A 16209-nucleotide genomic window follows, 5' to 3' on the forward strand; every position below is an offset into this window, starting at 1 on the left:
TCAGGAAGGAAATGCGAGTGATTTCACCGTCACCGGCACAACCGATCCGCCAAAAAGAGGCGTACCAATGTCGATATAGTCTCCCGCCCGCACGACCACCTCATCGATGACCGCCAGCGGAAGTTGCGGTAACTGTGGGCGCAATAACATGCCCAGCGCTTTACCAAAATCCTGCTCGGCCACCACCAGCAGGGGATGTGGATTGGGATAACGCGCGACAAAAGCCGTCAGCGCGTTGATGACCGTGAGTAATGCGGCGTAACGCACCGGGAGCGTGGCGGGAAGCGCCAGCACGTAAGCGTCGGTTTGCGGGTCGAGATCAAGCTGGAGAAGCGCCTGCCGCCAGGCGTTCACCAGATCGGCGTCATCCTGCGGGATCGCCACCGGCAGGTTGCGCAGCGGCAGTTGGACGTCTTCCAGCCAGATAGTACTGCCGGAAAGCGAGAGCGTATGGGCCCCCGCGCCAATCACCGTGGCGCGCACGGTTTGCGCCGGAAACTGCACGTTCATCTCGCGCAGACGCGGGTGCTCATGCAGCGCGGTCGCCAGCAGCGGCCCGATATCAGAAAAGCAGAACGGATCGGCAGGTTGGTTGCGGTAGCATTCACCTACCCCACCGGAAAGGGTAATCACCTCCGGCGTAATATCGGCGGGCAGTAGCCCGGTTTGCATCAGCGATTGCGCCAGCGGCGAGAGCGCGCCAGTGATAACCTCGACGATGAGATCCGCCATCCGCCGCGCCACCTGCCCCAACTGTGCGGCAGCTAAGGCGCGAGCATCAGTACCCGAACCGAACACCTCATCGATAATCATCTGCCCCGGCTGGTGGGCATAAACCACGCGCCCCTGAGCGTCGGTTTCCAGCAGGCGACCACCGACGTTAAGGCAGGCGGTGCCGCTGACTTTTCCCGCGTCAAACAGCGCGTAGTTAGACGTGCCGCCGCCGATATCAATATTCAGCACCCGGCACATCCGCTGCTCAGACAAGCTTTGCGCTCCGGCGCCGTGCCCGGCAATGACTGATTCCAGATGCGGCCCGGCGCTGGCGACCACAAAGTCGCCCAGCGACTGCGAGAGCGCCATGACCGCCGGACGGGCGTTGCGGGTTTTGGCGCTTTCGCCGGTAATAATGATAGCCCCGGAGTCCACCGATTCAGGCGCGATGCCTGCGGCCTGATACTGGGCCAGAATCAGCGCTTTAAGTTCGGCCTCTTTCAGACCGCCCTGCTTATCCACGGGCGTAAAGAAGACCGGGCTTTGCCAGCTAATGTCGCGTTTGATGAATTCGTAGCGCGGCACCTGCGACACCGCCGCACGGTTAACCAACTCCAGGCGCGAGAAGATCACCTGCGTGGTGGTGGTGCCGATATCGATACCGACGCTCAGTAGCTGGCGAGTGTTCACGATTGCGCCTCCGCTTCGGTTTTCACCTGGGCGGCGTCATCTTTCGGCACCAGCATCATCGCCACGCCAATCGCCGTCACACCGCCGATCAGCTTGCCGACAATCATCGGGAAGATCATGGCGTTCATGTTGGCAGCGGCGAAGCCTAAATGGTCGCCCAGCGCGAACGCCGCAGAGACGGCAAATGCGCAGTTAATCACTTTGCCGCGGGTATCCATCTGCTTCATCATGCCGAACATGGGGATATTGTTCGCCAGGGTCGCTACCATGCCTGCCGCCGCAATATTATTTACGTTCAGCAGCTTACCGACATTCATCAACGGTTTTTCAAACCAGCGGGTCAGTAACAGCACCATCGGATACGCGCCGAGCAGCACGCAGGAGATAGAGCCGATCACTTCAATGGCGCGCATCACTTCGCCGGGTTTGTCGCCTGGCGCCATAAAGATCGGGTCGAGTCCCGGAATCAACTCCCAACCCAACAGGAATTTAACCACCGCAGCTGCCAGGCCGATGGTGATCAGCGCCACCAGAAATTTGGCGAAAATCTGGAAACCGTTGATCATTTTTTCCGGGATGAACTTCAGCCCCAGCGCTACCAGCACCGCGACGATCAATACCGGGATCATGTTCATCAGGATCAGCGCGAAGGTAAACTCCACTGGCTGACCATTGATCTGCACGCCTGAGTACATGGCGATCAATCCCCCCGCAATGCAGCCAATGGGAATGGTGACGATACCCGCTAGTACGCCAAGCGCCAGGTAGCGGCGGTCAGACGGTTCGATAATGCCGAGCGCCACCGGAATGGAGAACACAATGGTCGGCCCCATCATCGACCCAAGGATTAACCCTGAGTATAGCCACGCCGCGACATCACCGCCGGCCAGCTCTTTGGCGAGGAAGAATCCGCCCATATCACAGGCCAGCAGCGTACCCGCGAACATGGATGGGTTCGCGCCCAGCATTTCGTATACCGGGATAATAACCGGCCCCAGTACATGCGCCAGCACCGGCGCCAGCGCGGTCATACCGACCATCGCCAGTCCCAGCGCGCCCATCGCCATAAAGCCCTCTTCAAACTGGCCGCCAGACCCCTCGATACTCTTGCCGAATTTACCGAGGAAGCGCGCCGACCCGCCGAACTGCGACAGGATTCTGTCCACGGCGGCAATCAGCATAAAGAACATCATGATGTACATGATGATTTCGTTAATTCCCATAGCCTTTACTCCCTGCCATTTATGATTTGTAGGCCGGATAAGACGTTTACGTCGCCTCCGGCATTAACGCCGTGTTATTGCCGGATGGCGGTGCGAGCACCTTATCCGGCCTACAGGCATTACCCGGCAGCCGCGTACAGATCGATAATCTGTGCCTGTGTGGCGGTGCGTGGGTTACTGCGCAGACAAATATCCTCCAGCGCGGCTTGCGCCCATGCGCTGTAGTGTTCGGGTTTGGCGCCAGCGTCAGCCAGCCGTTTGCTCTGCCCTACTTCGGCAATCAGCTCGCTCACCGCCGCAATCGCATCGCGATCGTCCGATTTCTTATTGGTTAACGCCCGACCGATTTGACTGAAGCGTTCGCGGCATACCATCCGGTTAAAGCCCATGACCGTTGGCAGCAGCATGGCGTTGGCCTGGCCGTGCGGAATATGCAGCGCCGCCCCTGGCTGGTGCGCCATCGCATGACACAGCCCCAGACCAGCGCTGGAAAAGGCCATTCCCGCCATACAGGAGGCCAGCAACATATTTTCACGCGCCGCCAGATCGTGGCCGTAACCCACGGCTTTCGGCAGCGATTTGCCAATCATCGCTATCGCGCCAATCGCCAGGCTGTCGGTAAACGGCGTGGCGTTGAGCGCGCTGTAGGCCTCAATCGCATGAGTCAACGCATCGATACCGGTCATTGCCGTCACGTTTGGCGGAACGCCTTCGGTCACGGCAGCATCAAGAATCGCTACGTCCGGCATTAGTGACGCGTGCGCCAGCACCTGCTTGCGCCCGCTGACCGCGTCGATAATCACCGTCACGTTGGTGGTTTCAGAACCGGTTCCGGCGGTGGTCGGCACCGCAATCAGCGGCAGACGCGGGCGTAATGTACTGCGCTCGGTCATGGCGCTCAGCGTCTGGTCAGGGTTAGTCACCAGCAGGGCGACCGCTTTCGCCGCGTCCAGCACCGAACCGCCGCCAAAGGCCACTACGCCGTCGCACGCCGCCTCACGCAGTTGCGCCACCGCCGCGCAGACGTCGGTGATGCACGGCTCGCCTGGCGGACACGGCCAGACCGTCATCGCCACGCCCTTCATCGCCAGGCTACGTGCCAGCGGCGCGGTCATTCCCGCCTGATGCAGGAAGCTGTCGACCATCACAAACAGATGGCTTACGCCTCGCGCTTGCGCTTCCTGGCCGCAGGCGCCGAGCGCCCCAAGTCCGCACAGCGTGACCGGCGGTACGCTGAACGTTTTCACCCGTTGCAGATTCAGGGTGTCGAATGCCTGAAACAGCGCCGTCTGTAGTTCAGCTTGCATAGAGTCCCTCCGCTTTCGCTCTCCCGCTGTTGGCTATCGCCAGCGGGGTCATAAACAGGCTGTGCTGCGGTAAATGCACCTGTAACTCCGGGAAACGCTGGCGAAATAACGCCTCCACGCCCGGCTGCATACAGGAACCGCCCGCCAGCCATAAATCAGCAATTCCTTGCCCTTCAATGTGGCGAGCAACGATTTCCGCCATTTTTTCGTACACCGGCTTCACTACCGGCCAAATCTCCTGCGCATTGCTGCGCTTGTACTGTTCCGCCTCTTCCAGGGGAATACGGCGGTTGCCCGCCAGCGTCAGGGAGATATGGTGCCCGCCAGTGGCTTCATCGGCGGAGTAAGTCACCTTGCCCTGTTTGACGATGGCAATGCCGGTAGTACCGCCGCCAATATCCACCACGCCTGCATTATCAAGCGCCAGCAGATCCGCCACCGCCGTCGGCTCATCCAGTACGTGGCTGACTTCTAACCCAGCAGACTCCAGCACGTTGATCGAAATACGCGGGTCGGTGCCTGGCGGGAACGAGGTCGCCGCGTGGGTAAAGCGGCAGCCGAGCTGCTGTTCAAGGGTGTCGAGATGGCGGCGCACGAGGGTGACGGCGCCGAAGAAATCCCAGACGATGCCGTCACGCACAACGTCGGCCCAGTCAAGGCACACCGCCACCGGCTGGGCGTTGCCGTCGACCACCATCGACACCACGTCGCAGGTGCCCAAATCGACGCCCAGCCACAGCGGTGTATCGCTGGCGGCGGGCGTCTGGTTACACAGGGCCGCCGCTTTTTGCAGTCTTGGGGTGAGCCAGAGTTGTTCGTCGTGCGCCATGAGTCATCCCTTATACAATGCGAAACGCATCCACCAGCACGCATCGACGCAGCCGCACAAAGGTACGCGCGCTGGTCACCCCTTCGCCGGTTGGCGTAGTGATAGTCATGGTGGTCCAGCCTTCTCCGCCCAATCCAAGCCCGGCAATGCACGGCCCGTTTTTGACGAAAATGCTGGTGTCGATGGCGTTCGCCATCTGGTTCATGTTGTCGATATTGCGCGAGTGCATCGCCGCCGTATGGTGGCAACCGCCTTCAAGCTGAACCGCCAGGGCGATGGCTTCTTCGACGTTGGCGACCCGCACCACCGGCAGTACCGGCATCATCATTTCAGTGACAGCAAACGGATGGTTAGCGGGCGTTTCCACAAACAGCAGGCGCGTTTGATCCGGGACGTTCAGGCCGATGGCTGCGGCGATCTTGCCCGCGTCACGACCGACCCAGTCACGGCTGACGGTGCCTTTGCCGCGCTCATCAATATTCTTCAGCAGCACCGGCTGGAGCTGTTCGGCCTGAGCGGCGGTCAGTTTCACCGCATGTTGACCTTCCATCAGACGCATCAGCTCGTCGGCGACGCTATCCACCACAATCAGCACTTTTTCGTCGGCGCAGATGATGTTGTTATCAAACGACGCGCCTTTGACGATGGATTGTGCAGCGCGCGGCAGGTCGGCGGTCTCATCCACCACCACCGGGGGATTGCCGGCACCAGCGGCAATCAGGCGTTTATTAGTATGTTTGCGCGCCGCGTCCACCACCGCTTCGCCGCCAGTCACCACCAGCAGGCCAATACCGGGATACTTGAACAGCCGCTGGGCGGTTTCGATATCCGGGTTCGCCACGGTGACCAGCAAATTTTCCGGGCCACCGGCGGCGACCACCGCCTGATTGAGGAGGGTGATTGCCCGCTGAGAGACCTTTTTCGCCGCCGGATGCGGAGCAAACACAACGCTGTTGCCTGCGGCAATCAGGCTGATGGCGTTATTAATCACCGTCGCCGCCGGATTGGTGGACGGCGTGACCGAGGCCACCACGCCCCACGGCGCATTTTCAATCAGCGTCAGGCCGTTATCGCCGGTCAGCACCTGCGGAGATAAACACTCGACGCCCGGCGTGCCGCGCGCCTGCGCCACGTTTTTAGCAAATTTATCGTCAACGCGTCCCATGCCGGTTTCGCTGACGGCAAGTTCCGCTAATTCTCGGGCGTGTTTTTCGCCCGCTTCGCGAATGGCATGAATGGCAAGCTGGCGCATCGCCACGCTCTTCAGCCCCTGCTGGGCCCGTTTTGCTGCCGCCACTGCGTCATCCAGGGAGGCAAAAACGCCCATCTCATGAACAGTACTGGCCGGCTGGCTGCTGTCTTTCATTTTCAGCAGTACCGCTTTCACCACCTGTTCAATATCCTGTTGATTCATGATGTTCAGTCCTATTTATGGAAAACCACTTTCCCGCCAGCCACCACTTCATCGACGATGCCAATGACGCACAGATCGACCGGTGATAATTCGCTGCGATGCGCCTGGCGTGCGGAACTGCCGCTGACCAGCAGTACCCACTCTCCGGTTCCCGCCCCGATACTGTCGATAGCGACGGCACACTGCCCGTCGGGGTTGCCCTGGGCATCGATCATTTCCACCATCAGCAATTTGTCATGCGCCAGTCCCTGATGGCGGACGGTACATACGATTTGTCCTGTGACGACTGCCAGTTTCATATCCGCCTCCATGGATTGCCCGTTGGGTCGTAGGCCTTGAATCTGCGCACCATCAGGCAATGGCGCGCATTCATGCCGGATGGCGACGCTGCGCGTCTTATCCGGCCTACCATCAAATGTTGCTGTCGCCTTTGAAGCTGATCGGGAACACTTCTTCCAGATCGCCGTGCGGGCGTGGAATCACGTGTACGGAGACCAGCTCGCCAATGCGCTGCGCCGCAGCGGCGCCAGCATCGGTTGCGGCTTTGCACGCCGCCACGTCGCCACGTACCATGGCCGTACACAGGCCACCGCCAATCTGCTTCACGCCGACCAGCTTCACGCGTGCGGCTTTTACCATCGCATCTGAGGCCTCAATCAGCGCAACCAGGCCCCGGGTTTCAATCATTCCTAATGCTTCCATCGTGTTTTCCTCTCATTAAAGGGGTCCAGAACGGGACCGTTCATTCAACCAGTGTGTGTAAGCTGCGTTCGCGGCTCACGTCAGCCTGGCGCGGCACGGCTGCCACCAACGCCAGTTCGATAATTTCCTGCACGCTACAGCCTCGGGAGAGGTCGTGAAGCGGCGCGGCAAGCCCCTGAATTAGCGGCCCAACAGCGCGATAGCCTCCCAGACGCTGAGCGATTTTGTAGCCAATATTGCCCGCCTCCAGCGACGGGAAAATCATCACGTTGGCGCGGCCTTGCAGCGGGCTGTCAGGCGCTTTTTGCGCGGCGACCTCCGGTACGAAAGCGGCGTCAAACTGCAATTCACCGTCCACAAGCAGTTGCGGCGCACGTTCGCGAACGAGCTCTGTCGCCTGCTGCACGTTGGCAACATTGGGGTGACGGGCGCTGCCGTTGCTTGAAAATGACAGCATCGCCACGTGCGGCTCTTCGCCGGTAATGGCCCGCCAGGTGTCGGCGCTGGCGATAGCGATATCCGCCAGCTGCGCCGCCGTCGGCTGCGGCACTACGCTGCAATCGGCGAACCCTAATGCCCGACCGGCATACTGCGGCAGCATCAGGAAAATAGACGACAATGTTTTGCATCCGGGTTGCAGGCCAATCACCCGCAGCCCTGCGCGCAGCACATTCGCCGTTGACGACAGGTTGCCTGCGATACACACATCAGCCTCACCGGCGCTCACCATGGCGGCAGCGAACATTAGCGGGTCGCTAAGCTTTTCCACTGCGTCCGGCGGCGTTTTTTCTCCGGCACGGGCAAGCCAGCGTTGCGCAAAACGCTGGCGCATACTCAGGTTGCTGTGTGGGTCGATGACCTGAATGCCATCCATCGCCATACGATGACTCAGGGCAAACTGACGCAGCGCAAACGGACTGGCGACCAGAACGGGGCGAGCCAGACCGCACTGTTGCAGGTAATGCGCCGCTTTCAGCACGCGTTCGTCCAGCGTATCGGGAAAGACGACTCTGGCGGGGGCACGTACCGCCAGTTCGCGGGCGCGTTCAATGATCATGGCTTCTCTCCCAACCGTTGTTGAATTTGGGCGACCGTCAGCGGATGTTTCGCCACGCTCAAAATCATCATCACGTAAACCGTGCTGGAGAGACGGTTCAGCGCCTGTAAAATGTCCGGGCGCAAGACCTCAAAACTACGGGTAATAAACACTTGTGCGGCGAGGGTTTCCGTTTCACGGACTTTGGTTCGCAGGAGATTAAGCAGCGCCGCATCGCGACCGTGGCTGGCCTCCGGCACCAGGTGATCGTGGTCGAGATAGCGCAGCGGCTGGTGGGAAAGCCGATGCAGCTCATCCTCGTTCAGCCCGACGATAGACTGCGCCGCCAGCGGTTCATCTATAGCGTCGGCGCGCATAATGTTGCCCAGCCGCGACCGGATATCGAAAAGCCACGGCTGCCAGGGTTCCGCCAGTTCGATTTGTAGCCACACGGTCAGCGCGATGGCGCTGTCGAGCGCGGCGCGAAAGCCGAGGCGCGGGTCGCTTTTGGCGACCATTTTGTCCGCCGTCAGATGGGTCAGCGTATCGGGCTTTTTCACCACCGGCTGGCGGCACAGTTCACAGCAGGCCTGTGGGTGCGTATCGCTACTGGTTAAGCCATGTACCGGCTGCGGCTGCTGTTCGTCATCATCAACAAACAGCCGGCCTTGCGGATCCAGAAACTTAATGCGCAGGCGGCGGCTTTCCAGCAGTTCCCGGGCCGAGGGCGTCAGTCGTGCATCAGCGGGCAGATGGATTTCCGATCCTTCGCTGAGCGTATGATTCGCTCTGAGCCACGTTTCGGTGATGAAATCGTTCATACGGATTGCCAGTTCGCAGGCCAGGCGACGTACAGAAAGCGCACGGACGTTGGCGTGCCAAATTCAATGCTGGAGCCTTTAGGGATGAACATCACATCTCCGGCTTTGGCAATCATGGTTTCGCCTTCATGACGTACGTGCAGTTCGCCCTCCAGCACCATGTCGATTTCGTCGTAGTTCAGCGTCCACGGGAAAAAGGCGTTGTCCCACTGCATAAACCCGGCGGCCATGCTGCTGCCGTCCTGCTCTGTAACCAGATCGGTTAAGCCGACGCAGTGCGGTTCGGCGCCGTCGAAGCGGCCAAATTTCACGCTGCTGCCGTCAATGACTTTCACGCCGCCTTTACCCGTGACGGAGGTAAAGCTCGGCTGCATCGTCCCCAGTTCCAGCGACTGCTTTTCCTTGAGCACTTTTTCCATCAACTGCGCCACCAGGCTTTCAGTAAACTGCCCTTCCGGGAGCTGCGCGATGATGGCTTCCCGAATGCGCTGGCTTTCGCTTTTACACGCCTGCGCCGATGTGGATGCCGGGACGGACTCGTCGCATTCGGTAATCGTGAATCCCAGTAGTTCCGCCACTTCGCGAGCCTCCGGGGTAATAATGCTGGCGCGCAGCACTACCGACATCGCCTGTTCGCCGCGGGCGTGGGCCGCACGAATATCGTTAGCTGTGATAAGTTTTTTCACCTGCCTCTTCCTCCTGTTCACTGAGAGCCGCCAGATAATCCACCAACTGCCGCACGCTTTGCGGGTCGTGGCCGTTGAGCTCGAAAATCGGCTCCCGGAATCCAATCTCGCAAAGCAACTGCCGCGTAGCGGCGACGTCGGCATCCGGCATGTCCGTTTTGCTGATAACGGCGATATGTCGTTTACGGGTTCCAACATCCAATAACCCGGCAGGTAAGCGACTTTCTTTATCGTTTGCCGCGTGGACATAAATCAGCGTGTCCACATCCTGCAACGTGGTAATTAAGGCGTGATACCAACGGGGATGGCTAAAATATTCACCCGGCGTATCTATATCGCCATGATCATTAAATTCCACGGCCTGTGTTTTTCTGGCGAGGGAATAATTTCCCCGTAACGCGTTAAAAAGCGTTGTCTTTCCGGCACCGACCGCGCCGACAAAAGCAATACGTTTCATTACCGCCACCAATTAACTTTTTGTTAACTCACACAGGGTAAAGTTTAATAATCGCCCCAGCCCGCTGACCGTCTGTAATAGCGCTTCTTCTACTGCACCGACGGTGCCATAAATCACCAGCGCGCCGCTAAATCTGTCGAGAAAACCGATGTGTACATCCGCAGCCTTCATCGCTAAATCGCCAGCGATCATGGCCGTTTCCCCCGGCGTTAAGGTCATAATGCCAATCGCGCCGGCATCGGGAACGCCGATCTTTTTCGCCAGTTCTTCACCAGGGTGCGCAATGAGATGCGCCAGCGTGACCTGTTTGCCCGGCACAAATTCCTGAATAATGCGTTCTTTATTCATTGCTCACCGTCTCCACTGAAACTGCCGTCATCGTGGCAATTTTTTGTCGGAGTAAATAACAAAATTCGGCAAGGTGATGTAAAAGGTGAGGTAGATCACTAAGAGAAAGAAAATAAAAGTGACTTCTGTCGAAGGTGTTAACGATAAATATCGTGGTGCATCACATTTTCAGGCGTCATTCTGAATTTAAACCTGTTCCGCAATAAATACCCACCGGCTATTCTTTGTATTACTACTATTGATAAAAATAATGCGTATCACTCGATTTGTGCATAGTACAGATTCAGTGAAATAAGTAAGGGTAAGCGCAATAGGTTCCAGAATATCCCCACCCGAGCCTTTCATGCCATAGCGAAGCCCAACGGCGCATAAAAAAAGCGCAGGAGAACCTGCGCCAGAAGAGAGAGTAATGCGTTATTAAAGCGGCGTGGTTTGCGCTTCAACTACCGCTAACGCCACCATATTCACGATACGGCGTACAGAGGCGATCGGCGTTAATACATGTACCGGTTTAGACACGCCCATCAGGACCGGGCCGACCGTGACGCCTTCGGAACTGGAGACGCGTAGTAAGTTGTAACTAATGCGAGCGGCTTCCATATTCGGCATCACCAGAATATTGGCGGCTCCCTTCAGCGGGCTATCCGGCATCCGGTCATTACGAATACTTTCTACCAACGCCGCATCACCGTGCATCTCGCCGTCAATCATCAGATCGGGCGCTCGTTCGCGTACCCGCTCAAGGGTTTCGCGCATTTTGCTGGCGGACAGCGAATTTGAGGAACCAAAGTTAGAGTGCGACAACAGCGCGACTTTCGGCTCAATACCAAAGCGGCGAACGGTTTCCGCCGCCATTACGGCGATCTCCGCCAACTGTTCCGGCGTGGGATCTTCGTTAACATAAGTATCGGCAATAAAAGTGTTGCCGCTTGGCAGCAGTAAGGCGTTCATCGCCCCTGCCGTATGCACGCCGTCACGGTAGCCAAAGACGGCTTTCACGACGCTGAAATGCTCATGGTAGTCGCCGATAGTGCCGCAGATCATCGCATCCGCTTCCCCACGCTGCACCATGATCGCGCCAATGGCCGTATGGTTGCCGATCATCGCACGCTGCGCCTGTTCCTGAGTTACCCCGCGACGCTTCATGATCTGGTAATACTCGCTCCAGTACTCTTTGAAGCGCGGATCGGATTCATTATTCACGATCTCGAAATCAACGCCCGCTTTGATCTGTAGCCCCAGTTTCTGGATACGCATTTCGATCACGCTCGGACGTCCGATCAGGATGGGTTTCGCCAGCCCCAGGGTGATCAACTCCTGGGTTGCGTGCAGCACGCGCGCCTCTTCCCCTTCCGGCAGCACTACACGCTTCGGATCTTTGCGTGCCTGCGAGAAGATCGGCTTCATGAACAGGTTGGTTTTGTAGACAAACTCGGTCAGTTTATCGATATAGGCATCAAAGTCAGCAATCGGGCGCGTCGCCACGCCGGAATCCATTGCCGCTTTCGCGACCGCCGGAGCGATTTTGACAATCAGACGCGGGTCAAACGGTTTCGGAATAATGTATTCCGGCCCAAAGCTCAGGTCCTGATCGCCATAGGCCGAGGCCACCACTTCGCTCTGTTCGGCGTGCGCCAGCTCGGCAATCGCACGGACCGCCGCCAGTTTCATCTCTTCGTTGATCGCCGTCGCGCCGACGTCCAGTGCGCCGCGGAAGATAAACGGGAAGCACAATACGTTGTTCACCTGGTTCGGATAGTCGGAACGACCGGTACAGATGATGGCGTCCGGACGCACTTCTTTCGCCAGCGGCGGCAGGATTTCCGGTTCCGGGTTAGCCAGCGCCAGAATCATTGGCGCGCGGGCCATTTTCTTCACCATCTCCTGAGTCAGCACTTTCGGGCCTGAACAGCCGAGGAAAATATCCGCGCCGTCAATGACCTCATCCAGCGTGCGCTTGCCGCTGTCGTCTACCGCATAGGCCGCTTTGGTCTCCGCCATATTCGGCTCACGGCCTTTGTAAATAACGCCTTTTGAGTCGCACACCACGATGTTGTGCTTTTGCATCCCCAACGCGACCAGCAGGTTCATACAAGCGATTGCCGCCGCCCCTGCGCCGGAAACGACCATCCGCACGTCGGAAATATTTTTCTCTACGACTCGCAGGCCATTAAGAATGGCGGCCGTACTGATGATCGCCGTTCCGTGCTGATCGTCATGGAAAACCGGGATGTTCATGCGCTCGCGCAGTTTCTGTTCAATATAGAAACATTCCGGCGCTTTAATGTCTTCGAGGTTAATGCCGCCAAAGGTCGGCTCCAGCGCCGCGACCACGTTGATAAATTTGTCCGGGTCAAGCTCATCGACTTCAATGTCAAACACATCAATGCCGGCGAATTTTTTAAACAGAACGCCTTTGCCTTCCATGACCGGCTTGCCGGCCAGCGCGCCAATGTTGCCTAACCCCAGCACCGCTGTACCGTTGGAAATGACCGCGACAAGGTTGCCGCGCGCGGTGTATTTGTAGGCTGCCAGCGGATCTTTTTCGATTTCCAGGCAGGGCGCCGCCACGCCTGGCGAGTAAGCCAACGCCAGATCGCGTTGGGTGGCAAGGGGCTTAGTCGGAGAAACCTGAATTTTACCGGGTACCGGAAATTCGTGGAAATCAAGGGCGCTTTGTTTTAACTGCTCATCCATCTTGTTGTTCCTTTCACGTATCGTTCAAAAAGTGACGCGGCCTGGTGCGCCGCACATTATCACCGTACTGCGCAACACAAACTTTGAAGGTCTGCAAACTATCACGACGCGGCGCAAGAGTTTGTTATCAACTTATAACGGCCATGTTACCTGCTTATACCAGCAATACCATGCCTGTCTGCTATGCTTTTTGGTTATGTAGTGTATCAATCTTTCAGAAGTGTGAATCAACACACTCATCTAACACTTTACTTTTCAAGGAGTATTTCCTATGAACCAGCTAGACGGCATCAAACAATTCACTACCGTCGTCGCCGACAGCGGCGACATCGAGTCCATCCGCCACTACCAGCCGCAGGATGCCACGACAAATCCCTCTTTACTGTTGAAAGCCGCCGGGCTTGAGCAGTATGGTCATTTGATTGAAGATGCGATTGCCTGGGGAAAAAAACACGGCGGTACGCAGGAACAGCAAGTTGCAGCAGCCAGCGATAAACTGGCGGTCAATTTTGGCGCGGAAATACTGAAAAGTATTCCCGGTCGCGTCTCCACTGAAGTCGACGCGCGGTTATCATTCGATAAAGAAAAAAGTATCGAGAAAGCGCGCCATCTGGTGGATCTCTACCAGCAGCAGGGTATTGATAAATCGCGCATTCTGATCAAGCTCGCCGCAACCTGGGAAGGTATCCGCGCCGCCGGGCAGCTCGAAAAAGAGGGCATTAATTGCAACCTGACGTTGTTGTTCTCTTTTGCCCAGGCGCGCGCCTGCGCCGAAGCGGGCGTCTATTTGATCTCTCCGTTCGTGGGCCGAATTTACGACTGGTATCAGGCGCGTAGTCCGCTGGAGCCGTATGTCGTGGAGGAAGATCCCGGCGTGAAATCGGTACGCAATATCTACGATTACTTTAAACAGCATCGCTATGAAACCATCGTGATGGGGGCAAGTTTCCGCCGTACTGAGCAAATCCTCGCGCTAACCGGCTGCGATCGACTGACTATCTCCCCTAACCTGCTTAAAGAGCTGAAAGAAAAAGAAGAACCGGTGATCCGTAAACTGGTGCCTTCCTCGCAGATGTTCCACCGTCCTACGCCAATGACGGAAGCGGAGTTCCGCTGGGAACATAATCAGGACGCGATGGCCGTAGAGAAGCTGTCGGAAGGTATCCGTCTTTTTGCCGTTGACCAGCGCAAACTGGAAGACCTGCTTGCCGCCAAACTATAAACCTTGCATGGAGTGATTTATGTCCCGTAAAGACCTTGCCAATGCGATTCGTGCGCTGAGCATGGATGCCGTTCAAAAAGCCAATTCCGGGCACCCCGGCGCGCCGATGGGGATGGCGGATATCGCTGAAGTGCTATGGAACGATTTTCTTAAACATAACCCCACCGATCCAACCTGGTATGACCGTGACCGTTTTATCCTTTCCAACGGTCACGCCTCCATGCTGCTCTATAGTCTGCTGCATTTAACCGGTTATGACCTGCCGCTGGAGGAGTTAAAAAACTTCCGTCAACTGCACTCTAAAACGCCCGGTCACCCGGAGATTGGCTATACGCCCGGCGTTGAAACCACCACCGGGCCGCTGGGCCAGGGGCTGGCGAATGCCGTCGGGCTGGCGATTGCCGAGCGTACGTTAGGCGCACAGTTCAACCGGCCGGACCATGAGATTGTCGACCACTACACCTATGTCTTTATGGGCGACGGCTGTCTGATGGAGGGGATCTCGCATGAGGTGTGTTCGCTGGCTGGTACGCTGGGGCTGGGCAAACTGATCGGCTTTTACGATCACAACGGCATCTCCATTGATGGCGAAACCGAAGGCTGGTTTACCGACGATACCGCCAAACGTTTTGAAGCCTACCACTGGCATGTCGTGCATGACATTGACGGGCACGATCCGGAGGCGGTGAAAAAAGCCATTCTGGAAGCCCAGAGCGTAAAAGACAAACCTTCGCTAATTATCTGTCGGACGGTGATAGGTTTTGGCTCGCCGAATAAAGCCGGGAAGGAGGAGTCGCACGGCGCGGCGCTGGGCGAAGAAGAGGTGGCGTTGACCCGCCAGAAGCTGGGATGGCATCATCCGGCGTTTGAGATCCCAAAAGAAATTTACCGCGCGTGGGATGGCCGTGAAAAAGGTGAGAAAGCGCAGCAGCAGTGGCAGGAAAAGTTTGCTGCTTATGAGAAGGCTTATCCTGAGCTGGCCGCAGAGTTTACCCGCCGGATGAGCGGCGGACTGCCGGAGACATGGGAATCCGCCACGCAAAAATTTATTAACGACTTGCAGGCTAATCCGGCCAAAATCGCCACCCGTAAAGCATCGCAAAATACGCTCAATGCCTACGGTCCCCTGTTGCCGGAACTGTTGGGCGGATCGGCGGATCTGGCGCCGAGCAACCTGACTATCTGGAAAGGTTCGACCTCGTTGAAAGAGGATCCGGCAGGTAATTACATCCACTATGGCGTGCGCGAATTCGGCATGACCGCCATTGCCAACGGCATCGCCCACCACGGCGGCTTTGTACCGTATACCGCCACGTTTCTGATGTTTGTCGAATATGCGCGTAACGCGGCGCGTATGGCGGCCTTAATGAAAGCCCGGCAGATTATGGTCTATACCCACGACTCCATCGGTTTGGGCGAAGATGGCCCGACGCACCAGGCCGTGGAACAACTGGCGGGCCTGCGCTTAACGCCTAACTTCAGCACCTGGCGTCCCTGCGATCAGGTTGAGGCGGCGGTCGGCTGGAAGCTGGCCATTGAACGTCAGCACGGGCCGACGGCGTTGATTCTCTCGCGGCAGAATCTGGCGCAGGTGGAACGCACGCCGGAACAGGTGAAAGCAATTGCTCGCGGCGGTTATATTCTGAAGGATAGCGGCGGCAAGCCGGATATCATTCTGATCGCTACCGGATCGGAAATGGAAATTACCCTCCAGGCGGCGGAAAAATTGACTGGCGAGGGGCATAACGTTCGCGTGGTGTCGTTGCCTTCAACGGATATTTTCGATGCGCAGGACGAGGCATATCGCGAATCAGTGCTACCGGCGCACGTGACCGCCCGCGTCGCGGTGGAAGCCGGTATAGCCGACTACTGGTATAAATATGTTGGCCTAAAAGGCGCAATTATCGGCATGACGGGATACGGTGAATCCGCCCCGGCTGACAAACTGTTCCCGTATTTTGGCTTTACCGTGGAAAATATTGTAGAAAAAGCCCGCCGGGTGCTGAACATCAAAGGCTAAGGCGAGCGTTAGCAACACAGACTTTGCGCAGTCTGCAGACCTG

The 16209-nt window shown here is 57.5% G+C and carries 15 protein-coding genes; 2 read left to right on the forward strand and 13 right to left on the reverse strand.

The window, feature by feature from the left end:
* The 13 genes from eutA to maeB all read right to left on the reverse strand — a co-directional run bounded on the left by eutA (window position 1) and on the right by maeB (window position 12924).
* Window positions 1-1404: an ethanolamine ammonia-lyase reactivating factor EutA gene (gene eutA / locus NA389_RS17210; protein ID WP_001097518.1), complete on the reverse strand. Its 1404-nt coding sequence runs from the start codon at window positions 1402-1404 to the stop codon at window positions 1-3.
* A complete protein-coding gene (gene eutH / locus NA389_RS17215; protein ID WP_000512359.1) occupies window positions 1401-2627 on the reverse strand; it encodes an ethanolamine utilization protein EutH in 1227 nt (408 codons plus the stop codon). Before eutH ends, eutA begins: the two co-directional genes overlap by 4 nt.
* Window positions 2628-2746: 119 nt before the next feature.
* The gene (gene eutG, locus NA389_RS17220) at window positions 2747-3934 is read right to left on the reverse strand and encodes an ethanolamine utilization ethanol dehydrogenase EutG (protein WP_001147505.1); all 1188 of its coding nucleotides are present in this window, start codon (window positions 3932-3934) and stop codon (window positions 2747-2749) included.
* Window positions 3924-4763, reverse strand: coding sequence for an ethanolamine utilization protein EutJ (eutJ, locus tag NA389_RS17225; protein WP_000929675.1), 840 nt, complete (start codon window positions 4761-4763; stop codon window positions 3924-3926). The genes eutG and eutJ overlap by 11 nt, the downstream gene beginning before the upstream one ends.
* A gap of 10 nt (window positions 4764-4773) precedes the next feature.
* Complete coding sequence (locus tag NA389_RS17230; RefSeq protein ID WP_001075640.1) at window positions 4774-6177, reverse strand: aldehyde dehydrogenase family protein; 1404 nt, start codon at window positions 6175-6177, stop codon at window positions 4774-4776.
* An 11-nt stretch (window positions 6178-6188) separates the two neighbouring features.
* Window positions 6189-6476 carry an ethanolamine utilization microcompartment protein EutN gene (eutN, locus tag NA389_RS17235; RefSeq protein WP_001522340.1) on the reverse strand — a complete coding sequence of 96 codons (288 nt, stop codon included), beginning with the start codon at window positions 6474-6476 and terminating at the stop codon, window positions 6189-6191.
* 112 nt (window positions 6477-6588) lie between these two features.
* The gene (eutM, locus tag NA389_RS17240) at window positions 6589-6879 is read right to left on the reverse strand and encodes an ethanolamine utilization microcompartment protein EutM (RefSeq protein WP_000387716.1); all 291 of its coding nucleotides are present in this window, start codon (window positions 6877-6879) and stop codon (window positions 6589-6591) included.
* Between the two features lie 40 nt (window positions 6880-6919).
* Window positions 6920-7936 (reverse strand): phosphate acetyltransferase, encoded by a 1017-nt coding sequence (gene pta / locus NA389_RS17245; protein ID WP_000582940.1) that lies wholly within the window; start codon window positions 7934-7936, stop codon window positions 6920-6922.
* Window positions 7933-8736 carry an ethanolamine utilization cob(I)yrinic acid a,c-diamide adenosyltransferase EutT gene (gene eutT / locus NA389_RS17250; protein ID WP_000997656.1) on the reverse strand — a complete coding sequence of 268 codons (804 nt, stop codon included), beginning with the start codon at window positions 8734-8736 and terminating at the stop codon, window positions 7933-7935. The genes pta and eutT overlap by 4 nt, the downstream gene beginning before the upstream one ends.
* Window positions 8733-9422 (reverse strand): ethanolamine utilization acetate kinase EutQ, encoded by a 690-nt coding sequence (gene eutQ, locus NA389_RS17255; RefSeq protein ID WP_000733867.1) that lies wholly within the window; start codon window positions 9420-9422, stop codon window positions 8733-8735. Before eutQ ends, eutT begins: the two co-directional genes overlap by 4 nt.
* On the reverse strand, window positions 9400-9879 hold the full coding sequence (gene eutP, locus NA389_RS17260) for an ethanolamine utilization acetate kinase EutP (protein WP_000820751.1): 480 nt from the start codon (window positions 9877-9879) through the stop codon (window positions 9400-9402). Before eutP ends, eutQ begins: the two co-directional genes overlap by 23 nt.
* 12 nt (window positions 9880-9891) lie before the next feature.
* Window positions 9892-10227, reverse strand: coding sequence for an ethanolamine utilization microcompartment protein EutS (gene eutS, locus NA389_RS17265; protein ID WP_001031445.1), 336 nt, complete (start codon window positions 10225-10227; stop codon window positions 9892-9894).
* A gap of 417 nt (window positions 10228-10644) precedes the next feature.
* Window positions 10645-12924, reverse strand: coding sequence for an NADP-dependent oxaloacetate-decarboxylating malate dehydrogenase (gene maeB, locus NA389_RS17270; RefSeq protein ID WP_000344299.1), 2280 nt, complete (start codon window positions 12922-12924; stop codon window positions 10645-10647).
* 271 nt (window positions 12925-13195) lie between these two features.
* On the opposite strand from maeB, the gene tal reads away from it, so the two are divergent.
* Window positions 13196-14146 carry a transaldolase gene (tal, locus tag NA389_RS17275; RefSeq protein ID WP_001072443.1) on the forward strand — a complete coding sequence of 317 codons (951 nt, stop codon included), beginning with the start codon at window positions 13196-13198 and terminating at the stop codon, window positions 14144-14146.
* A 19-nt stretch (window positions 14147-14165) separates the two neighbouring features.
* Window positions 14166-16166, forward strand: coding sequence for a transketolase (gene tkt, locus NA389_RS17280; protein WP_000087328.1), 2001 nt, complete (start codon window positions 14166-14168; stop codon window positions 16164-16166).
* Window positions 16167-16209 lie beyond the last annotated feature (43 nt).

The organism is Salmonella sp. NW645 (assembly GCF_051703725.1).
Taxonomy (GTDB): Bacteria; Pseudomonadota; Gammaproteobacteria; order Enterobacterales; family Enterobacteriaceae; genus Salmonella; species Salmonella enterica.